Raw genomic sequence first — 21,388 nt, 5'->3', positions numbered from 1 at the left:
GGTGTATAAGAGACAGGCCCCACACCCCCACGATCCGGAAGCCCTCATGCACCCCCGCCTTACGCCACGTAGGGCGCCGGTGCGTACCCGCGAAGAAGTTCGCCATCGCCTGCGCGAAATCCCGCAGCGCCTGCTGCTGCACCGTCTGCGAACCCGCCGCCAGCCACCCGAACTCGGCACGCGCCTCGGTCAACTGCCGCGCCTGCAAGGCATACCCCGGAGCCGAACCCCGCCGCGGCGTCCACCAGGAGTACTGCTCCACCGCCAGATTCCACACGAACCGGGCATGCCCGCAATGCTCCAGCAGCCCCGCCTCCTGGACAGGGGTCGGACACAACCGGAACCGGGACACCCCCGCAACCTACCGACCACCACCGACAAAACCCCGACCGCCAAACCAGGAGGCCACAGTGCTGCCTCGTTCCGCGCTTCCTCCCGTATGAGTCCCCCGGCGAGGAGCCGGTACCGAGGAGTTTCGAGGAGAGGCTCCAGTCGCTTGCCGAGCTGCTCTACGGGGCGCAGGAAGCACCTCGCCCGGAGCCCGAGCGCCCCAAGAACCAGCGTGTCGCCGTCCTCTACGTGTGAGAGAAGCGCCGCCTCAGCGCGCTGCGGTCGCTGAGGCGGGGCCGTGGCGGAGCGGATCACCCGGGCGGCGCCGGCCGGGTGATCCGGACCGCCGGAGGTCAGGAGTGCGCGGGCTGCGGCACGCCCTTCTCGGCGCCGGCGGCGGGCTCGCTCTCCGGGCGGGGGGTGTTCATCAGCACGGCGACGATCAGCGCGCCCGCGACGAGGATTCCGGCGGCCCAGGCGCTGCCCGTCCCGAAGCCCTCCACCAGGGCCTGCTTCGCGACGGCGGGGCTCCTGCCGTGCGAGGCGAGGTAGTCCACGGTCGCGGTGGTGGCGATGGTGTTGAGGAGCGCGATGCCGATCGAGCTGCCGACCTGCTGCGCCGCGTTGACGGTCGCCGACGCCACGCCCGAGTCGCCCTGGTCGACGCCGCGGGTGGCGTAGTTCATGGCCACCGGCAGGATCATGCCCGCCCCGAACCCGAACATGAGCCCCGTGACCAGCACGCCTCCGGCGTACCCGCTGTCGGGTTCGAGGGTGAGCATCCACAGCATGCCGGCCGCGCTGATCAGCATGCCGGGGACGATCAGCACCCGCGGCGGCACCTTGGGCAGCAGCCGGGCGCTGATCCCGCCGGCCGACACCATGACCGTCATGACCATCGGGAAGAAGGCCACGCCCGTCCTGATCGGCGAGTACCCCTTGACGATCTGCAGGTAGTAGGTCATGAACAGGAACGCCCCGAACATGCCGGCTCCCGCCAGCCCCACTGCCAGGTAGGCGGCGCCGCGGGTGCGGTCGGCGATGACCCGCAGGGGCAGCAGCGGCTCCGGCACCCGGCGCTCGACGAGGACGAACGCGGCGAGCAGCACCGTCCCGGCGGCCAGCAGGCCGATGACGGTCCCCGAGCGCCAGCCGTCCGACTCGGCGCGGCCGGTGCCGTACACGATCGCGAGCAGCCCGCCGGTGACCAGCAGCACGCCGGGGACGTCGAACCGGGCCCTGCCCTCGCGCCGCGACTCGGTCAGCATCGTGTAGCCGCCGACCGCCGCGACCAGGGCGATCGGGATGTTGATGTACAGGCACCAGCGCCAGTCCAGGTACTCGGTCAGCGCGCCGCCGGCCAGCAGCCCGATCGCGCCGCCCGCGGCGGAGACCCCGCCCCAGACCCCGAACGCCTTGGCGCGCTCCTCCGGGCGGGTGAACATCACCGTCAGCAGCGACAGCGCGGACGGCCCGAGCAGCGCGCCGAACGCGCCCTGCGCAGCGCGGGCGACCAGCAGCGTCTCGAAACCGGACGCCACGCCGCCCAGCGCGGACGCTCCGGCGAAGCCGAGCAGCGCGACCAGGAAGACCCGCCTGCGGCCGGTGTAGTCGGCGATCCGGCCGCCGAGCAGCAGCAGCCCGCCGAACGCCAGCGTGTACGCGGTGATGATCCACTGCCGGTCGCCGTCGGAGATGGCGAGGTCCCGCTGGATGGACGGCAGCGCGATGTTCACGACCGTGCCGTCCAGGACGATCATGAGCTGGGCCAGCGCGATGAAGAGCAGCGCGCTCCAGCGGCGCGGAACCGCCGCTGGGGGCGGCGCCTTCGTGGTTGCCATGGCCTTCGTCCTCACTTATGTGCGTCGCATGCCGCGCGGGGCGTCCGCGCGGCGTCCTGATGACCACGAGATGCCGGGAGGTCGGCCGGTTGTGACGGCGCGGCAGTGTGAGGTGCCCCACTGCGGACCGTCCACGCGCGGCGTCCTGACGCACACGGGACGCCGGCGCGCCACCCCGGTGACAGCCGCGGGCACGTGACCTAGGCCACTCGAACACGGATGTCACAGAACGATGGAGGGTGGCGTCTAATGGCCAGTCGTACTGGTGTGCAGAGCAGGGCCGAACTGAGCGGCAGCGGGCGGGAGCCGGGATGAACGAGCGCAACGAACGGGTCACGAGCACGGACGGTCAGCCCGATGACGCCGCCAGCGAGGGCTCCGTGGACTCGGCCACCGAGGTGTTCGTCGCGCACCGCAACCTGCTGTTCACCGTCGCCTACGAGATGCTGGGCTCGGCCGCCGACGCCGAGGACGTACTGCAGGAGACCTGGCTGCGGTGGGTGGGCGTCGACCTCGCGACCGTCCGGGACCAGCGCGCCTACCTCGTCAGGATCACGACCCGGCAGGCGCTGACCCGGTTGCGCACGCTCGGCCGCCGCAAGGAGACCTACGTCGGCCAGTGGCTTCCCGAACCGCTGCTGACCGCACCCGACGTGGCCGAGGACGTCGAACTCGCCGACAGCGTCTCGATGGCGATGCTGCTGGTCCTGGAGACGCTCACCCCGACCGAGCGGGCCGTGTTCGTGCTGCGCGACGTGTTCGACTTCCCCTACGGCGAGATCGCCGAGGCCGTGGGCAAGACCCCGGCCGCCGTCCGCCAGATCGCCCACCGGGCCCGCTCGCACGTCGCCGCGCGCCGTCCCCGCGACATCGTCTCCTCCGACGAGACCCGCGCCGCGCTCCAGGCGTTCCAGCGGGCGGTCGAGACCGGCGACGTGCAGAACCTCGTGGACGTCCTCGCGCCGGACGTCGTCCTGCTGTCCGACGCCGGCGGGCTCAAGCAGGCCCTGCCGCGTCCGGTCGTGGGCGCCCGCAAGGTGGCCCGCCTGCTGTCCCGGGGCCTCGCGTGGGTCAGGACGCAGGCCGACCTGTCGTTCGAGCCGGTCCAGGTGAACGGCCGGCCCGCCCTGATCGTCCGGATCAACGGCGAGACCGACACCGTCATGGCGGCCCGCGTCGAGAACGGCCTGATCACCGGCCTCTACTTCGTCCGCAACCCCGAAAAACTCTCCCGCATAACCGAAGCGACCCCCCTGAGCCGCTGACCCACCAACGCCGGTTGGCCCTGGCTTGACCGGTTTTCAGCCACTGCCCGCGTGCACAGCCAGCGGACAGCACCTGCCACGCCGCCCCCTTACCGCGGTCAGATGTAGCTCGAAAGAGTTGCTGGACGCGAAGGGGTGACGCGGTGGGAAGGCACAGTCAGCCGCAGAGATGCAGCGGATGCAACGGGTCGGGCAAGGAGATCAAGAGCGACGACGGCAATCGTCGAGAGATACCGTGCACGTTGTGCAACGGCACGGGGAAGGTGTGATCCCGGCGTCCGGCGTCCTCAGGCGCGTTCGGCGTGATCTGTTCATTCCCGAAACGATCTGGGTTCCGGTCGAAGGGACGGGCTGGTTTCGTCCCCTTCGCCGGGAGGACGACCCCGGCGGCTGGCAGGAAGAGGTCGAATCGGAGCGCTCGGTGGTCATCCAGGTGGACGATGGGGCGACCGAGCGCGGAAAGTGGCCCACGAGTTCGAGCAGCGCCCCGCACATCATGGCGAAGATGCTGGATGCGCTCGAACTGCGTCCCGGCCTGCGGGTGCTGGAGATCGGGGGCGGGTCGGGCTACAACGCCGCACTGGTGGCAGAACTGGTCGGCGCGGAGAACGTCACGACGGTGGAGATCGACGCGTCGCTGGCCGATCACGCCCGGCGGGCACTGAGCCGGGCCGGATATCCGGTGACGGTGATCACGGCCGATGGGACGCTGGGCCATCCGCATGGCGCGCCCTACGACAGGATCGTGGCCACCGCCGCCGTGCGCGAGGTCCCCTACGCCTGGGTCGAGCAGACCCGTCCGGGCGGGATGATCCTGGTGCCCTGGGTGGCGTCGTTCCATCCAGACGAGCCGCTGGTGGCGCTGAAGGTCGACCCGGACGGCACGGCGGAGGGACGGTTCGGGTCCGCGGCCTGGTTCATGCCGATCCGCAGCCAGCGCCTCCCGCAGCAGGCGATCCGGGAAACCGAGGAACGATGGGCCGCCGCCGGCAAACCGGAAGCGTCCCGGTACGGAGTCACGGTGACCCCGAAAGCCCAGCGCATCTGGCTCGATTCACCGGACAACCCAGTCACCTAAGAAGGCACCCAACCAAACACCAGCGCGGTCCGTCGAGTTCACACCTCCAAGCGGGCCACTGCTCGCGGCTCCCAGCGGTAGAGGTGGCCGACCCGCTCTTGCGCGACCAGGTGGACCTGCCTTACGTGAAGCGGCTGTGGTTCGGGCCTCAACTCAAGTGCCTTGATGACGGGCGCGGCCGGCCGGTCGGCGTTGCTGTAGGCAACCGAGATATGCGGCGTCCAATCCGGTTCATCATCGAGTTGGTGTGCGCGTACGGCGGCGGCGACGCTCTCGCGGACCGCGGCCCGGACGGGGTCAAGCCCACGCGGCGGACGGATGCCCAGCATCACCGCTTCACTGTGCAGCCACACTTTTCCCAGCTCAACCGTGATAGGGGCCAGCCTCGCGAGCCGCTGGGCCACGCCCGCGGTCATTGCCTTCTCTTCGGCATCGGTGATTTCGTCGTCGAACCCGACGATCTGCGTGGTCAGGTGCAGCCATTCGGACGGGATGACGTCCAGACCGTCCAGTCCGGAGAGCTTGTCCTGGCACTGCCGGACGAGGTCATGGACCTCCGGTTGCCCGTCCACCAAGATGTGCCAGACGAGCAACCGCCGACCAGGCCGGACCCCCGGCCGCCACCACCAGTGATCGGACATGCTCTCCGGGAGCGGGCTCATCTGACCTCCGGCATGGGAACGGCCTCGTACTCCAGTGATCCAGCCTGGAAGGCACGGATCTTCTCGCGCAGTTCGGCAGCACGCACGTCACCTTTGTACCGGCTATGTCCGAGTCGATGCCCGATCTCATTCATCCGGCCGGTGATGGTCACGACACGGTACTCAGTAGCGAGGGTGAAGACCTCGGCGAGTTCCACGGACGCTTCTTCTGTTTCACCCGTCATCACATGAGCCAGCGCTGCGCCGATGCGGACCTGAGCCCACGTCCCGTAAACCCATTGGTCGCCGTCCGCCCATGCGTCATCCGCTTCCCCGACCGAACGCAGCATTTCTCCGGGATCTCGAGCGCCAAGACCGACCTGGAGCGAGTAGGCGGCCTGTCTAGCGCGCGTGCAACTCCAGGCGTCAGCACCCTCGTTCGCGGCTGAGCAACTGTCACGTGCGTGCTGCGCGCGCCGCATCGCCTCCTTCGCCGCCGGGATATCACCGCGGGCTTGCTGCGCGGTGGCCTCGGACACCGCGAGGAGTATGCGGCCACGCATCCCGGCGGGGGCCAGCTCGAAGCCCTGCCTCGCCAGGTCCGCAGCGTCCGCGTAACGGCCTTCCCAGCGTGCGGTCTTGGATTGCGCACACCGGACCGTGGCGCGGGCAGTATCGGAGTCGGCCTCATGCGCGCACACCCACGCGGCGCACCCATACGCGTCGGCGAGACGGTAACGGCCGATATCTCCAGCGAGCAGACTGATCAATGCGAACAGCTCTGCGGAAACGCGAAGCATGGCTCGCGTCTGCGCAATGCGCTGCCGCCCGCCTCGTAGTGTGGCCCAGACCTGCTCTTGGAGGGCCCGGGCCTCGCACAGAACGGCGAGCGGAGGTTGCCGAGCGTAGTCGTGGGCCAAACGCCGGATGGCCGTCTCCAGGTGGCCGACCGCGCTGTCCCCGATATTGGTCGTTTCCAGCCACGCGGCCAACTCCATGACACCGTCGCCTGCGGACGAAGGGCGCTCGGGTTTGAGGGCTGCGAGGGTGCCGTTCGCTTCGAGGAGTTCGTCCAGGCGGTTGGCGAGTTCGGGGGACGGGCGCTTGCGGTCGTTGGCGATCTTTGACAGGTGGCCGTCGTCGCAGGGGACGAGTCCGGCCAGCTTGCGCTGGCTTATCCGGCGCTCGGCCATGAGGTCTCGCAGCTTCTCACCGAAGGTCGTCATCACCGCACCCGTTTCGCCCCGGGTTGGCCCGTTGCCCTTCGCTGCCCGCACCGGGGGCCAGCGGACAGTGCCTTCAACGCTACAGCCAGTTGCGGTGGAGTGGAGGTCGCAAGGTGTCTCAGGACACGAAGACGGCCCCGGCCGGCGCGCGAACGCCGGGGGTTCCGGGGCCTCACCGGAAACGGAGTCCGGCTGTGAGCAAGGTACCGAACTCGACGGCGCTGGAGACGCTGACGGGGCTGCGCGCCGACTTCCCCGACTGGGTGTTCCACCACGACGGCCTGGACGTCCTCGACCTGGCATGGGAGGCGAGGCGGAGGCCGTTCCGTCACCCGGACGGAGGCGGAGTCTCGTGGGTGCGTGCCGCGTCGGCCGCCCGGCTGCGTGAGCTGCTGAACGCCACCGCCAAGATCGAGTCATCGTGATCGCCGGCACGCGAGTGGACCAGGTGCCGGTCCGCGTCTCGCCGCCGATCCCGAAGCACGTCGTGCACTGGCACGGCAAGGCCACCGGGAGCTGGTGGGCGATGCTGCCGGGACGGCGGGGAGCGCGCCTGATCGAGGCGGCGAGCGAGGAGCAGCTCGCGGCGATGGTCGACTGGCACCTTCGCGTGGCGTCCTGCTGAGAAGTGCGCGGAGAGGTGGCGGCCCGCGCAGCGGCCGGGCTGACCCCCATTGATCAAGCCTGGCCGTTCCGCCGCGCGGCCCTCGTTCCCCCGGCGGGCCGCGCGGCGGGCACCGCCCGTCACATGCCGTGGGCGGTCGGGGGCGGGGTCGCGAAGGTGCGGCGGTAGGTGGTCGGGGGGACGCCTACGGTGCGGGTGAAGTGGTGGCGGAGGTTCGCGGGGCTGCCCAGGCCGGAGCGCGCGGCGATCTGGTCGACCGGGAGGGTCGTGGTCTCCAGCAGTTCGCGGGCGCGGTCGATGCGGATGCCGCGCAGCCAGGCCATCGGGGTCGTGCCGGTGGCGGCGTGGAAGCGGCGGATCAGGGTGCGGGTGGTCACGTTGGCGCGCCGGGCGAGGGTGGCCACGGTCAGCGGTTCGTGCAGGTGGCGGCGGGTCCAGTCGAGGAGGGGGCCCAGTTCGTCGGGGTTCTGGACGGCTTGCGCGTCGATGTACTGGGCCTGGCCTCCGGGGCGGTGTGCGGGCATGACGAGACGTTTGGCGAGAGCGCTCGCGACGGCGGCGCCGTGGTCGTTGCGTACGACGTGTAGGCAGAGGTCGAGTCCGGCGGCAGTGCCAGCGCTGGTCAGGACGTCGCCGTCGTCTATGTAGAGGACGGACGCGTCCACGGTGACGTCGGGATGGCGGGCGGCGAGTTGGTCGGCGTGCATCCAGTGGGTCGTCGCGGGGCGTCCGTCCAGGATGCCTGCGGCGGCCAGTACGAAGGCGCCGGTGCACAGGGAGACGATGCGGGCGCCGTTGGCGTGGGCTGTGCGGACGGCCTCGACCAGGTCGGACGGCTGCTCGTCGATGACGCTCGCGCAGGCCGGGACCACGACCGTGTCGGCCTCGGTCAGGGCATCGAGGCCGTGGACGGTGGACGGGGCGAAGCCGGCGGCGGTGCGGGTCCCAGGCGCGGCGCAGAGGCGGAAGTCGTACCACCAGTCCGTGAGCCCCGGCCGCTCGTAGCCGAACACCTCGCACGGAATCGCCAGTTCGAAGATGGGCACGCCCTCCGTGACGGCGACCGCGAGCGTGTGCATGTCACTAATTTAGCGATGATGGTCGTTACCGCCAGTTGGCCTGGTGGGAGGTTTGGCGAGAGGGTCGACGGCATGGATCAGTTCCCCCTTGGACGGGCTTCCTTCGACCCTCACCCGGCGGCGGCCGAGCGGCTGTGGCGGCACGTCATCGAGCTGCTGGAGGACGAGCGCCGGCAGGTCGCCCAGCGGGACGTGAGCGCGCCGGTGGACGTCCGGGAACTGCGGGACGCCGTCGGCGCGTACGGCTTCGACCGTCCGGCGGAACCCGAGGCCGTGATCGAGGACGTGGCCGAACTCCTGCGGGCGACGACCGTCCACACGACCCATCCGCGCTACTTCGGGCTGTTCAACCCGACGCCGACGTTGCTGGGCGTCGTCGGTGAAACGCTGGCCGCCGCGTTCAACCCGCAGCTGGCCGCGTGGTCGCACGCGCCGGCGGCGGTGGAGATCGAGGCCCATCTGCTGCGCTTCCTCGGCGGACGGCTCGGCTATCCGCAGGAAGCCGTCGCCGGGTCGTTCACCAGTGGTGGCGCCGAGGCGAACATGACCGCCGTACTGCTGGCGCTCACGAGGACGTGGCCGGAGTACGGCGAGAAGGGGCTCATGGCGCTGGACGGCCGCCCGGTCATGTACGCCTCGGCCGAGAGCCACCTGGCCTGGCTGAAGATCGCGCACGCCTGCGGCATCGGACGGGACGCCGTCCGGCTCGTGCCCGCCGGCCCCGACCTGCGCATGGACACCGCGGCCCTGGCCGACCGGGTGGCCGCCGACCGAGCGAACGGCGACCGTCCGTTCCTCGTCGTCGCGACCGCCGGGACCACGGCCGCCGGAGTCATCGACCCGCTGCACGCGCTCGCCGACCTGTGCCGCGAGCAGGGCATGCGGCTCCATGTCGATGCCGCGTACGGGGGTGCGGCGGTGCTGTCCGACCGGTTGCGGCCCGCGCTGTCCGGCATCGAGCGCGCCGATTCGGTCACCGTGGACGCGCACAAGTGGATGAGCGTGCCGATGGGCGCGGGCGCCTTCCTCTGCGCGGACGCGGAGGGGCTCGCGGAGACGTTCCGGGTCACCACGTCGTACATGCCGGCGGAGATCCCCGACACCGTCGACCCCTACACGTCCGGCCAGCAGTGGTCGCGCCGCTTCATGGGCCTGAAGCTGTTCCTCAGCCTCGCCGTCGCCGGCCGCGACGGGTACGCCGAGCAGCTCGAACGCGACGCCGACCTCGCGGACGCGCTCCGCGCCGGGCTCGCCGCGGCCGGCTGGGACATCGTCAACGACACCCCGCTCCCGGTCGTCTGCTTCGCCGATCCCGGCGCCGCGACCTGGGAGCACCACGACGCGCTCGCCCGGAAGGTCGTCCAGAGCGGACGCGCGTGGATCAGCCCCGTCGACCTGAGCGGACGCGCCGCCCTGCGCGCCTGCGTGATCAGCCACCGCACCGCGCCGGCCGACGTCGACGAGCTCGTCCGGGCGGTGGGTGAGGCGCGCAAGGCGTCCTGAACGCGCTGGGACGTTCAGGTGCGGCGGGCCCGGACGAAGTAGTCGATCACCAGGGCGATGGCCGGAAGGCCGGTGACGACGCTGATCGCGATCGCGAGCCACGTGTCCCCCAGCGCGCTGTTCGCGAACGCGTTGATCGCGACGAGGACGATGACGAGAGTCCAGCGGGTGCGGTTGTTCATCGGCGGTGCCTTTCAGGAGGTGCGGCGGGGCAGCATGGCCCGCGCCGGGAGGAGGACGGCGGCGCCGCCGGACACGGCGACGGTGAGCAGGACGGCCGCGCAGGCGGCCGGGGAGATCGCGGGCAGCGGGAGTCCGCGGACGGCCATGGCGAACGCCATGAGGGTCACGGCGGCGATCGCGGCTCCGAGCACGATGCCGGTGCCGAGCACGATGGCGGCCTCCAGCCGCAGCATCCGCAGAACCTGGCGGCGGGTCGTGCCGACCAGCCGCAGCAGCCGGAGTTCGCGGCGCCGCGCGACCGTGGCCAGGGCGAGCGTGGTGACGACGCCGATGAGGATGAACCCGCCGATGGCCGCGACGACGATCCGGTTGAAGAACCCCTGGAGCCGGATCTCCTGGGAGAGGCTCGCCCCGTAGGCGTCGCGGTCGATCGCCTGGACGCCCGTGTAGGCGGACGTGACGGCGCTCAGGTCGGCGCTGCCCCGCACAAGGACGTGGTCGTCCAAGCCCGTGGACGTGTGGGCGGCGACGATGTCGTGCGGCAGGAGCACGTCGCCCAGCCCGAGACCGCGGTCGTAGACGGCGACGACGCGGGCGTCGATCCGGGTGCCGTCGCCGAGCCAGAGCGGCGTGGTCGAGCCGACGTGGAGGCCGCCCGCCACGTCGCTGCCGAGCGCGACCGTGCTGCCGCGCAGGTCGCGAAGGCTGCCGGACGTCACATCGGGATCGAGGGTGGCATCGGCGGACGCGCCGATGCCGCGCGCGGGCAGCGAGGTGAGCGTTTCCTCGCCCAGCTCCTTGACCTTCATCACGACGGTCGTGCGGTTGACGGGCGTGGCGGCGGTGACACCGGGCACGCGGCGGACGGCCTCGGCGACGTCCGGCGGCAGTCCCGGCCCGGACGACACGACGACCTGGTCGGCGCGGTCGGCGGCGGCTGCCTGCTCGGTCGTCGCGCGGACGAGCGTCATCTGCGCGAAGAGCTGGGTGCCGGCGAACGCGACCGCCAGCGCGACCGGGGTGATGATGGAGCCGGCGCGCAGGGCCGCGGCGGTACTGCCGTGCCGGGCGAGGCGTCCGGTCACCGGGGCGACGGCCTGGGCGGCGCCGCCGAGGACGCGGCCGCCGTACCGGGCCAGCAGCGGCCCGAGGAACGCGGTCGCCACGATCAGCGACATGACCAGCCCGCCGATCGCGGCGATCGCGGCCGGTCCGGACGACGCGGTGGAGAACCCGAGCGCGTTGACCCCGACGACCAAGAACACGACCCCGGTGATGACGCGCCACCGGGGCAGGTCGGCGGACTCGACGGCCGCCTCGCCCAGCGCCTCGACGGGCCGGATCCGGGACGGCCGCAGCGACGCGACCAGTGCCGTCCCGACGGCGGCGGGCAGCGTGATCGCGATCGCGGCGAGGGCGGGCAGCGGGCTGAGCGAGAGCCCGAACCCGTCCGGCAGGACGTCCTCGCGGGCCATCGCGGTGTGCATCGCGGCGCCGAGCGCGAGCGACAGGGCGCCGCCGAGCAGCGCGGCGGGCACGCCCGCCTTGAGCGTCTCGCGCACCAGCCGCCCCCGCACCTGCCAGGGAGTCGCGCCGATCGCGCGGAGCATCGCGAACTCGCGCCGCCGCTCCCGCACCGACAGGACGACCAGCCCGCCGACCACCACGAACGCGGTCATGACGGCGACGCCGCCGAGCGAGGCGCCGATCTCCAGGATGTCGGGGGCGGCCGCCGCCACGGCGGGGTTCTCGACATCGCCGCGCGCCGCGCCCGTGGCGACGGTGAGCCCGGCCGCAGCCTTCCGCAAAGCGTTCTCGTCGGCGTCACCGAGCACGGCCAGCGCGTCCGCCTGCCCAGGGTGCCCGTACAGGGCCGCCGCCGTGGCGGGGGTGAAGAACGCGGCGCCGGGGCCGTCCGCGACGAGCCCGGAGACCCGGTAAGGACGAGGCGTCCCGTTCGTCTGCACCTGGACGCTCGCCCCGACCTCGACTCCGGCCGACCGGCTCACGACGACCTCGTCCGCCGCGCCCGGAGCGCGCCCGGCGCTCAGCGCGTAGGGACGAAGGACGGCCGAGTCCCAGCCATGCCCGGTCAGCGTGCGCCCCGAGGACACCACAACGGGGAACGAGACGTCCGCGACCACGCCCCGCACACCCGGAACGGCCCGCAGGCGATCCGCCGCACCAACCGGGACACGGGACCGCTCCGCCAGCGGCCGGCTCTGCTCGGCCGAAGCGTCGCCGAGCTGCTTCACCTGGGCGGCGACGCTCCGCGGCCCCGTGACGACGGCCGGCGCCGCCGCGTACCGCTCCACCGGGCCGTGCGCCCGCCACGCCGACTCCAGCAGCACCCCGCAGGCCCCGATCAGCGCGGCCGCGAACAGCAGCGACGCGAAGATCCCGGCGAACGCGCCCCTGCTCTTCACAGCGTCTCCCACCGGTCCAGGACGGCGGCGGCGGACGGCGCGGCCAGCTCGTCGACGATCCGGCCGCGGCTGAGGAACACGACCGAGTCGGCCCACGCCGCCGCCATCGGGTCGTGCGTGACCAGCACGATCGTCTGGCCGGTCTCGTCGGCGGCCTCGCGCAGCAGCCGCATCACCCCGCGGGCGGTGCGCGGGTCGAGGGCGCCGGTCGGCTCGTCCGCGAATACGACCTCCGGGCGGGTGATCAGGGCGCGGGCGAGGGCGGCGCGCTGCTGCTGCCCGCCCGACAGCTCGGACGGACGGTGCCGCAGCCGGTCGCCGAGCCCGACCCGCCGCACGACCTCGTCCAGCCAGGCACGGTCCGGGTCCAGGCCGCCGAGCCGGAGCGGCAGCGTGATGTTCTCCTCGACGTCCATCGACGGGATCAGGTTGAACGCCTGGAACACGAACCCGATGCGCCGCCGCCGCAGCCGCGTGCGCTTCGCCTCGCTGAGCCGGCCGATGTCCTCGCCGCCGATCCGGACGGTGCCCGAGGTCGGCCGGTCGAGCCCGGACGCGCAGTGCAGGAACGTGCTCTTCCCCGATCCGGACGGCCCCATGACCGCCGTGAACCCGCCGCGCGGGAACGTCCGGCCGACGCCGTCCAGGGCCCGCACCGAGCCGTAGGTCCTGGTGACCGCGTCCAGCCCGACGGCCTCCCCGGTCGGCCCCGCAGCGGGCCCCGTGGTGGCCCTGGCCGTCATCGTCGTCATGGTCCCTCCGGGTGGAAAGTGCCTCTCACCTGGATGAATCTAGGTTCGGGAGGGTGCCCGGCACATGGGCGCGCGCTCCCGAATCCATGGTGTAGCCCGCTACACCACCGCCCGCCGGGCACCAGCCGTGAACGAATTACTCTCCCGTGTCACTGAGGAGTGCTTATTCGGGCAAGAGTTCAGATCATGGAGAGCCCCAAGCGAGAGGCGGACGGTGAGGACGCCTATCCCGGCACCGAGCCGGTGCCCCTCGAGGAGCGCGGGCGCACGCGCACCGACTGGATCGTCTACGGCGTCACCGCCGTGCTGTCCCTGGGGTTCGTCATCTGGGGCGGGTCGTCCACCGGCACGCTGAGCTCCGCGTCGCAGACGATCCTGGACTGGCTGCTGCGCAACGTCGGATGGCTCTTCGTCCTCGCCGCGACCGGGTTCGTCGTCTTCTCCCTGTGGCTGGCGGTCAGCCGGTACGGGCGGATCCCGCTCGGCCAGGAGGGCGACGAGCCCGAGTTCCGCACCGTCTCGTGGATCGCGATGATGTTCAGCGCCGGCATGGGCATCGGGCTCATGTTCTTCGGCGCCGCCGAACCCCTCACCCACTACGTGATGCCGCCCCCGGACACCGACGCGCCGCAGAGCGAGCAGGCGATCGAGACCGCGATGGCGACCACGATGTTCCACTGGACGCTGCACCCGTGGTCGATCTACGCCGTCCTCGGCCTCGCCATCGGGTACGGGCACTACCGGCGGGGCCGCAGCCAGCTGATCAGCTCGGCGTTCGTGCCGCTGCTCGGGCACCGCCGCGCCACCGGCCCGGTGAGCAAGCTCATCGACATCCTCGCGCTGTTCGCGACGCTGTTCGGGTCGGCGGCCTCGCTCGGCATCGGCGCCCTGCAGATCCAGACCGGCATGCGGGAGGCGGGCTGGATCGAGAGCCTCGGCACCACCGTGCTCGTGCTCACCATCGTGGTGCTGACGATCTGCTTCATCCTGTCGGCCGTCTCCGGCGTCGCGCGCGGCATCCAGTGGCTGTCCAACATCAACATGGTGATCGCCGCCGTCCTCGCCGTCTTCGTGTTCGTGGTGGGCCCGACGGTCTTCATCCTCGAACTGCTGCCCACCACGATCGGCGTCTACCTGCGGGACTTCGGCGAGATGGCGTCCCGCTCCGGCGCGACGGGCGGCGCGGCGATGCAGAAGTTCCTCGCCAACTGGACGATCTTCTACTGGGCGTGGTGGATCTCATGGGCGCCGTTCGTCGGCATGTTCCTGGCCCGGATCAGCCGCGGCCGCACCATCCGGCAGTTCGTGGCCGGTGTGATCATCGTGCCGAGCACGGTCAGCCTGGTCTGGTTCGCGGTCTTCGGCGGGACGGCGATCAGCCAGCAGCGCAGGGGCCTGAACCCGTACGGGAACGGCTCGGAAGAGCAGATCACCTTCAACATGCTCGGCCACCTGCCGTGGGCGTCCATCACCGCGGTGGTCGTCATGGCGTTGGTCGCGATCTTCTTCGTGTCCGGCGCGGACGCGGCGTCGATCGTCATGGGCACGCTCTCCCAGCGCGGCTCGACCTCCCCCGCCCGCTGGGTGGTGATCTTCTGGGGCGCGCTGACCGGCGCCGTCGCCGCGATCATGCTGGTGATCGGCGGCGACAAGGCCCTCAACGGCATCCAGAACATCACGTTCATCGGCGCGCTGCCGTTCGCGATCGTCCTGATCCTGCTGTGCTTCTCCCTCTACAAGGACGTCCGCGACGACCCCATGATGCGCCGCCAGACCAAGGGCGCCGAGGTCCTGGAGGACGCCGTCGTCGCCGGCGTCCGGCACCACCGGGGCGACTTCGAGCTGGCGATCAGACCCACCGACACCACCGACGAACCGCCCCCCGGTCACTGAGCCGCGGGCCGGTGCCGGGCGAGCTGGTCCAGCTGGTCCAGCCGCTGAGCGCCCGCCGCCGCGTGCCGGCGGGCGCGTTCCGGCGCGCCGTGTTCCAGCGCGGGTCAGACGACGGGGCGGCCGGTCTTGATGCGGCGGCGGAAGTCGTAGAGGTAGGCGTTGAAGGGGAACTCGCGGGCCGGGCGCGGCATGGCGCGGTTGGCCAGGCGCATGGCGCGGGTGAAGCGGTCGAAGCGGCGCTGGTGGCCGGGCGTCCAGGTGTAGCCGAGCTCGTCCCGGAAGGGCTGCGGCAGGAAGCCGAGGGTCAGGAACGTGTGGTAGCGGCCGAGGGCGAGGCGCACCGGGGCGTGCAGGAACCGCAGCTCGACGAGGTCGCGCAGGTAGGTGCGGGTGACGTCGTCCATCTGGATCTTGCGCACGCCGTCCTGCCAGTACTCCTCGAAGGCGGCGCGGTCGGCGGGCCACAGCTCGGGCTTCATCTGCAGGGTCGTGCCGAAGCGGGCGCCGTACCGGTACAGCTGCTCGGCCTCCTCGGGGGTCGGCTTCCCGTACAGCATCTCGTAGATCATTTCGAGGCCGAAGTACAGGCAGGCGGCGACCCAGAGCTGCAGTTCGGGGTCGAACGCGTTGTAGGCGACGGGCTCCTTGCCGCGGACCTGCCGGTGCGCCCGGTTGACCTCCTGGCGCATCGCCTTGCGTTCGTCGTCGGTGCCGAGCATCGCGACGGCGATGTAGGTGAGCGTGGTGCGGCCGCGCTTCACCGGGTGCTTGTCGACGCGGCCGCTCTCGACCTTGCTCTCGGCCACGCCGTAGCCGATGGGCAGGCGGGCGAGCTGCATGACGACGTTCGCCGCGGCTCCGGCGAGCGCCAGCCCGCTGATGGAGTCGAGGACGGCCTTCGGGGTCCCGGTCTCCTCCGCGATCGCTGTCATCCCGGCCTCACTCTCTGAGACATAGAGGCGATTTTCGTCTCACTGTGCCAGTGTAAGTGAGTACTTGCAAGAGCGCCCGGGCGTGGGCGCCCTCACACCTCCCCGGATACCCGTCAGGCGTACGGGTCCTCCCTGGCGCGGACGCGGGTCGCGAACTCCTTCAGCGTGTCGAGCGTGCGCAGGTAGGCCATCGGCCCGTAGGACACGCGGGCCACCCCGGCGGCGGCCAGGTCGTCGAGGGACGTCCCCGGGAAGTTGTTCGCGTTGACCGGCCCCGGCAGCCCCTTGACCAGGGCCGGGACGGCGTCCATCGGCGCGGTGATCGGGTAGACGCAGTCGGCCCCGGCCTGGAAGTACAGCCGGCCCCGCTCGATCGCGGCGTCCACCGGGTCGGGGACCCCGGCGATGAACGTGTCGACCCGCGCGTTGATCACCAGGGCGTCGCCCGCGGCGTCCCGGACGGCGGCGAGGAACTCGGCCTGCGCCTCCGGCTTCGCCAGCTCCCCCGCGTAGGTGTCCTCCAGGTTGCAGCCCGCGGCGCCGATGGCGAGCAGCCGCTCGACCAGCTCGGCGGGCTGCAGCCCGTACCCGGCCTCGGCGTCCACGGTCACGGGGACGGTCGCGGCGCGGATGACGCGGGCGGCGGCGGCGAACATCTCCTCCACCGGCGCGCCCTCGTGGTCGGGATAGCCGAGCATGGCGGAGACGGCGGCGCTGGCGGTGGCGAGCGCCGGGAACCCCGCCTCCTGGACGACTTGGGCGCCGCCGGCGTCCCAGACGTTCGGCAGCAGCAGCGGATCACCCGGCCGGTGCAGCTCACGGAGCCGTATTGCGTTCTCGGACATGTAGGTCTCCTTCCCCATCCCACGGTGGACGAGACGGCCCGGCGCATTGTGACACCGGTGTCGGACGAGCACGCCGCGACCTGGGCTAGCGTCGGGGTGATCACCATCCGCGCTGAGGGAGTGCCCATGCTGCCATGGTCCGCAGAGTTCGCCGGACGCCTCGAAGAGCACGTCGTCAGCAGTGAGCTGCTGCGCGGCAACCCGCTGAAGGACCCGCACGAGCGGCCCGTCCTCGTGTACGTCCCGCCGGGCTACGACGACGAGCCGGAGCGCCGCTACCCCAGCGTGTACGTGATCACCGGGTTCACCGGGCACGTCGGGATCTGGCGCAACCGGATGCCCTACCGGCAGCCGTTCCCCGAGACGGCGGACGCGGTGTTCGCCTCCGGCGAGGCGCCGCCCGCGATCGTCGTGTTCGTCGACGCCTGGACCGCGCACGGCGGCAGCCAGTACGTCGACTCCCCCGGCACCGGCCGCTACCACTCCTACATCTGCGACGAGATCGTCCCCTGGGTCGACGCCCGCTACCGGACGCTGGACGCGCCCGAGCACCGGGCGATCAGCGGCAAGTCCAGCGGCGGCTACGGCGCGATGATCACGCCGATGCTGCGGCCCGACCTTTTCGGCGCCCTCGCCACGCACGCGGGCGACGCGCTGTTCGAGTACTGCTACCTGCCCGAGTTCCCGAAATGCGTCCGGCACCTGCGCAAATACGGCGGCGACATCTCGCGCTGGTGGAACGACTTCAATTCGCGCACGTCGTTCACCGAGCCCGAGGACATGGAACTGCTCAACGTCCTCGGCATGGCGGTCTGCTACTCGGCGCGCGAGGACGGCACGCCGGAGCTGCCGTTCGACCCGGTCACCGGGGTCCTCCGGCAGGACGTGTGGGAGCGCTGGCTCGCCTTCGACCCGGTCCGGATGGTGCCGGGGCACGCGGAGGCGATGCGGTCGCAGCGGGCGATCTGGATCGACGGCGGGACGCGCGACGAGTGGTTCCTCGACGTCGGCGCGCAGGCGTTCCACCGGGCGCTCCTGGACGCCGGCGTCCGGGAGGACGTGATCCGTTTCGAGCTGTTCGACGCGGGCCACGGCGGCATCGACTACCGGTACCCGCTGGCGCTCGCCTGGCTCTGCCGCCGCATCGCGCCCTAGCGGGGGTTTCCAACGGTTTCAGTCCGGGTCGCGGCTGAATTGAAAATCCAGTAGCAAATGGAGTTATTGACACTTTTCACAATTCAGGGTGCACTTCGGGGCAGCTCATCCGGATGAGTCCCCCATCCCTGTCCCCGCCGGCGAGCGGCGGCCCGCGGAGTGCTCCCACAAAGACCTCCACGTGTCCTCCCCGCAGCGCCGGCACGTGGAAGGAGCACCCCCGTGCGACACCAGACCGCGATCGGGGCGACGGTGCTGTCCGTCGGCCTCGCCGTGGCGATGTCCTCTCCCGCCACTGGTGCGACCCCCGGCACCGCCCCCGCCAAACCCGACCCCCGCACACTCGCCGCGGCCTCGGCCGACCACCTGGTCGCGGCGAAGCCCGCCGAGTTCCAGAAGGCGCCGAAGGACCGGATCGTCCGGCGCGGCGTCACCTCCGGCCTGCGCGGCCTCCAGCACGTCCAGTACGAGCGGACCTACGACGGCCTGCCCGTCTACGGCGGCGACTTCGTCGTCACCACGAACGCGGACGGCGGCGTGCTCAGCACGTCCGTCGGGCAGACCGAGAAGCTCGACGTGTCGACCAAGGCGACGGTCGCCGCGTCGGCCGCCGCGAAGACCTCCCGCGCCAAGGTCTCCAAGGTCGACAGCGCGTCCACGCCCCGCCTGATGGTGCTGGCCGAGGGCGCGGGACGGCTCGTCTACGAGACCGTCGTCAGCGGCACGCGGCAGAACGCTCCGACGAAGCTGCACGTGCTCGTCGACGCGAAGACCGGCAAGGTCGTCAAGACGTGGGACGAGGTCCGCGACGCCGCCGACGACCGCAGCTACTACCACGGCACCGTCGACCTCAGCACCGCCGCGACGTCCATGACGGACCCGCAGCGCTCCGGCGTCCGGTGCGGCGGCCAGAGCGGCTCCACCTACACCGGCTCCGACAGCGCGTGGGGCAACGCCGGCGGCACCGACCTGGAGACCGCCTGCGTCGACGCCATGTACGCCGTCCAGAAGGAATGGGACATGCTGCGCGACTGGCTCGGTCGCAACGGCATCAACGGCAGCGGCGGCGGGTTCCCGCTCCGCGTCGGCCTGAACCAGGCCAACGCCTACTGGAACGGCAGTTACACCAACTTCGGCCACAACCAGGCCGGCACGAAGCAGGCCACGTCGGTGGACGTGGTCGGCCACGAGAACGGCCACGCCGTCTTCACCACGACGCCCGGCGGTGACAGCGGCGGCAACGGCAACGAGAAGGGCGGCATGAACGAGTCGGCCGGCGACATCTTCGGGGCGCTGACCGAGCACTACATGAACGAGCCGGCGAGCCTCGACCCGCCCGACTACCTGGTCGGCGAGGAGGTCGACCTGGTCGGCTCCGGCCCGATCCGCAACATGTACAACCCGCAGGCGCTCGGCGACCCGAACTGCTACTCCTCGTCGATCCCGCGCACCGAGGTGCACGCGGCCGCCGGCCCGCAGAACCACTGGTTCTACCTGCTCGCCGAGGGCTCGAACCCGTCCAACGGGAACCCGGCCAGCCCGACCTGCAACGGCTCGACCGTGACCGGCATCGGCGTCAAGAAGGCCGGCCAGATCTTCATGGGCGGGCTGAACCGCAAGGTCACGAACTGGAGCCACGCCCGCGCCCGCGTCGAGACGATCAACGCGGCGGTGCAGCTGTTCCCCGGCTCGGCGACCGAATGCAACGCGGTCAAGGCGGCCTGGAGCGCGATCAGCGTCCCGGCGCAGAGCGGCGAGGCGTCCTGCGGAACCGGCACGCCGGGGACGACGGTCTTCTCCGACGACTTCGAGAGCGACAAGGGCTGGACGACCGACCCGAACGGCTCCGACACCGCGACCGCGGGCGCCTGGGAGCGCGGCACCCCGCAGCCGACGAGCTGGTCGGGCACCGACCTGCAACTCGCCGCGGCCGGCGGCAGCGCCGCCCTCGTGACCGGCGCCGCGGCCGGAACCGACGCCGGAACCTACGACCTGGACGGCGGCACCACGAGCGTCCAGTCCCCGGCGATCACCCTGCCCAGCGGCACGCTGTCGCTGAGCTTCAACCACTACCTCGCCCACCTCAACAACAGCTCGACGGACGACTACCTGCGCGTCCGCGTCGTCGGCGCGAACGGCTCGGCCACCGCGCTGAACCAGAGCGGCGCCATGGCGAACCAGGCCGGGACGTGGCAGTCGGCCACCTACGACCTGTCCGCCTACGCCGGCCAGTCCGTCCGGATCGTGGTCGAGGCGGCCGACGGCGGCTCCGGCAGCCTCGTCGAGGCCGGCCTCGACAACGTGAAGATCACCCAGTCCTGACCGCTCCCCGCACGCGGCCCGTGACGGGGCCCGCTCCCCCGTCACGGGCCGTTCCCTCCCCCACCCTGGAGGATCGATGAGATCGCGCACCATGGCGGTGCTCGGGGCGGCGGCCCTGACGGTGTCCGCCCTTCTGCCCCTGCCCGCGTCGGCGGCCACTGCCGCGCCCGCCGCACTGGCCGCCCCCGACATCCCGCTCACCAACGTCAAGGCGCACCTGTCGCAGCTGCAGAGCATCGCGAACAGCAACGGCGGCAACCGCGCGCACGGACGTCCCGGCTTCCGCGCCTCGCTCGACTACGTGAAGGGCAAGCTGGACGCCGCCGGCTACCAGACGAGCGTCCAGTCGTTCTCGCGCAACGGCGCGACCGGCTACAACCTGATCGCCGACTGGCCCGGCGGCGACACGGGCGACACCCTGATGACGGGGGCGCACCTCGACAGTGTCACCGCCGGGCCCGGCATCAACGACAACGGCTCCGGGACGGCCGCGATCCTGGAGACCGCGCTCGCCGTCGCCCGCACGAACTACCAGCCCGACCGGCACCTCCGGTTCGCCTGGTGGGGCGCCGAGGAGCTCGGCCTCGTCGGGTCGACGTACTACGTCGACAACCTGCCGTCGTCCGAGCGGTCGAAGATCACCGGCTACCTGAACTTCGACATGGTCGGCTCCCCGAACCCGGGCTACTTCGCCTACGACGGGGACGGCTCGTCCGGCAGCGGCGGCCCGGCCGGGTCCGCCCGGATCGAGCAGGTGCTCCGGTCCTACTTCACCTCGATCAACGTGCCCGTCCAGGACACGGCGTTCGACGGACGCTCCGACTACGGCCCGTTCATCCGCGTCGGCATCCCCGCCGGCGGGCTGTTCACCGGCGCCGAGGGACGCAAGACGTCCCAGCAGGCGCAGCTGTGGGGCGGCCAGGCGGGCGTCGCGTTCGACCGCTGCTACCACTCGTCGTGCGACACCACGTCCAACATCGACGACACCGCGCTGGACCGCAACGCCGACGCCATCGCGCACGCCGTCTGGACGCTCGGCGGCGACGGCGGGACGCAGGAGCCGCCCGGCGACACCGTCTACTCCGACGGCTTCGAGTCCGCCACCGGCTGGACGGCGAACCCGAGCGGCACCGACACCGCCACCGCGGGCGCCTGGGAGCGCGGCACCCCGCAGCCGACGAGCTGGTCGGGCACCGACCTGCAACTCGCCGCGGCCGGCGGCAGCGCCGCCCTCGTGACCGGCGCCGCGGCCGGAACCGACGCCGGAACCTACGACCTGGACGGCGGCACCA

The 21,388-nt window shown here is 71.6% G+C and carries 18 protein-coding genes and 2 pseudogenes; 9 read left to right on the top strand and 11 right to left on the bottom strand.

Annotated elements, in window-relative coordinates:
- The 3 genes and pseudogenes from E1284_RS24685 to E1284_RS24680 form a co-directional block, all read right to left on the bottom strand.
- Nucleotides 1–262 (bottom strand): annotated as a pseudogene (locus E1284_RS24685) (hypothetical protein); the annotation flags it as partial.
- A 27-nt stretch (nucleotides 263–289) separates the two neighbouring features.
- Nucleotides 290–352, bottom strand: a pseudogene (locus tag E1284_RS44095) (helix-turn-helix domain-containing protein); the annotation flags it as partial.
- Between the two features lie 331 nt (nucleotides 353–683).
- Entirely contained in the window at nucleotides 684–2,171 is a 1,488-nt protein-coding gene (locus tag E1284_RS24680; protein ID WP_131942516.1) for an MFS transporter, read from the bottom strand.
- A gap of 311 nt (nucleotides 2,172–2,482) precedes the next feature.
- Here E1284_RS24680 and E1284_RS24675 point away from each other — a divergent pair, with 311 nt between their 5' ends.
- Together E1284_RS24675 and E1284_RS24670 are read left to right on the top strand one after the other, a co-directional pair.
- Complete coding sequence (locus E1284_RS24675; RefSeq protein ID WP_131942515.1) at nucleotides 2,483–3,436, top strand: RNA polymerase sigma-70 factor; 954 nt, start codon at nucleotides 2,483–2,485, stop codon at nucleotides 3,434–3,436.
- Between the two features lie 178 nt (nucleotides 3,437–3,614).
- A complete protein-coding gene (locus tag E1284_RS24670; protein ID WP_131942514.1) occupies nucleotides 3,615–4,514 on the top strand; it encodes an rRNA adenine N-6-methyltransferase family protein in 900 nt (299 codons plus the stop codon).
- Between the two features lie 38 nt (nucleotides 4,515–4,552).
- On the opposite strand, the gene E1284_RS24665 is transcribed toward E1284_RS24670, so the two are convergent.
- Nucleotides 4,553–5,155: a 2'-5' RNA ligase family protein gene (locus tag E1284_RS24665; protein ID WP_165965417.1), complete on the bottom strand. Its 603-nt coding sequence runs from the start codon at nucleotides 5,153–5,155 to the stop codon at nucleotides 4,553–4,555.
- A gap of 17 nt (nucleotides 5,156–5,172) precedes the next feature.
- Nucleotides 5,173–6,381, bottom strand: a complete 1,209-nt coding sequence (locus E1284_RS41750) for a helix-turn-helix domain-containing protein (protein ID WP_165965416.1) — start codon at nucleotides 6,379–6,381, stop codon at nucleotides 5,173–5,175.
- Between the two features lie 194 nt (nucleotides 6,382–6,575).
- On the opposite strand from E1284_RS41750, the gene E1284_RS41745 reads away from it, so the two are divergent.
- Both E1284_RS41745 and E1284_RS41740 read left to right on the top strand, forming a co-directional pair.
- Complete coding sequence (locus tag E1284_RS41745; protein WP_165965415.1) at nucleotides 6,576–6,806, top strand: hypothetical protein; 231 nt, start codon at nucleotides 6,576–6,578, stop codon at nucleotides 6,804–6,806.
- Nucleotides 6,803–7,006 carry a hypothetical protein gene (locus tag E1284_RS41740; RefSeq protein ID WP_165965414.1) on the top strand — a complete coding sequence of 68 codons (204 nt, stop codon included), beginning with the start codon at nucleotides 6,803–6,805 and terminating at the stop codon, nucleotides 7,004–7,006. The genes E1284_RS41745 and E1284_RS41740 overlap by 4 nt, the downstream gene beginning before the upstream one ends.
- Before the next feature lie 119 nt (nucleotides 7,007–7,125).
- Here the strand turns inward: E1284_RS41740 and E1284_RS24655 are convergent, their stop codons facing one another.
- Nucleotides 7,126–8,085 carry a GlxA family transcriptional regulator gene (locus tag E1284_RS24655; protein WP_131942511.1) on the bottom strand — a complete coding sequence of 320 codons (960 nt, stop codon included), beginning with the start codon at nucleotides 8,083–8,085 and terminating at the stop codon, nucleotides 7,126–7,128.
- Between the two features lie 72 nt (nucleotides 8,086–8,157).
- Between E1284_RS24655 and E1284_RS24650 the strand changes: the two genes are divergently transcribed.
- A complete protein-coding gene (locus E1284_RS24650) occupies nucleotides 8,158–9,588 on the top strand; it encodes a pyridoxal phosphate-dependent decarboxylase family protein (RefSeq protein WP_165965413.1) in 1,431 nt (476 codons plus the stop codon).
- A 14-nt stretch (nucleotides 9,589–9,602) separates the two neighbouring features.
- On the opposite strand, the gene E1284_RS41735 is transcribed toward E1284_RS24650, so the two are convergent.
- The 3 genes from E1284_RS41735 to E1284_RS24640 are packed head-to-tail and all read right to left on the bottom strand — an operon-like array spanning nucleotide 9,603 to nucleotide 12,949.
- On the bottom strand, nucleotides 9,603–9,770 hold the full coding sequence (locus E1284_RS41735) for a hypothetical protein (protein WP_165965412.1): 168 nt from the start codon (nucleotides 9,768–9,770) through the stop codon (nucleotides 9,603–9,605).
- Between the two features lie 12 nt (nucleotides 9,771–9,782).
- Entirely contained in the window at nucleotides 9,783–12,197 is a 2,415-nt protein-coding gene (locus E1284_RS24645) for an FtsX-like permease family protein (RefSeq protein WP_131942509.1), read from the bottom strand.
- Nucleotides 12,194–12,949 (bottom strand): ABC transporter ATP-binding protein, encoded by a 756-nt coding sequence (locus tag E1284_RS24640; protein ID WP_131942508.1) that lies wholly within the window; start codon nucleotides 12,947–12,949, stop codon nucleotides 12,194–12,196. The genes E1284_RS24645 and E1284_RS24640 overlap by 4 nt, the downstream gene beginning before the upstream one ends.
- Nucleotides 12,950–13,135: 186 nt before the next feature.
- Here E1284_RS24640 and E1284_RS24635 point away from each other — a divergent pair, with 186 nt between their 5' ends.
- Nucleotides 13,136–14,842, top strand: a complete 1,707-nt coding sequence (locus E1284_RS24635) for a BCCT family transporter (RefSeq protein WP_131942507.1) — start codon at nucleotides 13,136–13,138, stop codon at nucleotides 14,840–14,842.
- Between the two features lie 104 nt (nucleotides 14,843–14,946).
- Here E1284_RS24635 and E1284_RS24630 read toward each other — a convergent pair whose 3' ends face one another.
- Nucleotides 14,947–15,774, bottom strand: coding sequence for an oxygenase MpaB family protein (locus E1284_RS24630; protein WP_131942506.1), 828 nt, complete (start codon nucleotides 15,772–15,774; stop codon nucleotides 14,947–14,949).
- A 113-nt stretch (nucleotides 15,775–15,887) separates the two neighbouring features.
- Nucleotides 15,888–16,619 (bottom strand): isocitrate lyase/PEP mutase family protein, encoded by a 732-nt coding sequence (locus E1284_RS24625; RefSeq protein WP_131942505.1) that lies wholly within the window; start codon nucleotides 16,617–16,619, stop codon nucleotides 15,888–15,890.
- A 126-nt stretch (nucleotides 16,620–16,745) separates the two neighbouring features.
- Between E1284_RS24625 and E1284_RS24620 the strand changes: the two genes are divergently transcribed.
- From E1284_RS24620 to E1284_RS24610, 3 genes are all read left to right on the top strand, one after another.
- Complete coding sequence (locus tag E1284_RS24620) at nucleotides 16,746–17,774, top strand: alpha/beta hydrolase (RefSeq protein WP_131942504.1); 1,029 nt, start codon at nucleotides 16,746–16,748, stop codon at nucleotides 17,772–17,774.
- A 222-nt stretch (nucleotides 17,775–17,996) separates the two neighbouring features.
- A complete protein-coding gene (locus tag E1284_RS24615; protein WP_243714723.1) occupies nucleotides 17,997–20,096 on the top strand; it encodes a M4 family metallopeptidase in 2,100 nt (699 codons plus the stop codon).
- A gap of 76 nt (nucleotides 20,097–20,172) precedes the next feature.
- A partial coding sequence (locus E1284_RS24610) for a M28 family metallopeptidase (protein WP_131942503.1) occupies nucleotides 20,173–21,388 on the top strand: 1,216 nt, incomplete at its 3' end.

It is taken from the genome of Actinomadura bangladeshensis, from assembly GCF_004348335.1.
Lineage (GTDB): Bacteria > Actinomycetota > Actinomycetes > Streptosporangiales > Streptosporangiaceae > Spirillospora > Spirillospora bangladeshensis.
Note: the sequence above shows the minus strand (reverse complement) of the source record. Positions and strands in the feature narration are given on the sequence as shown.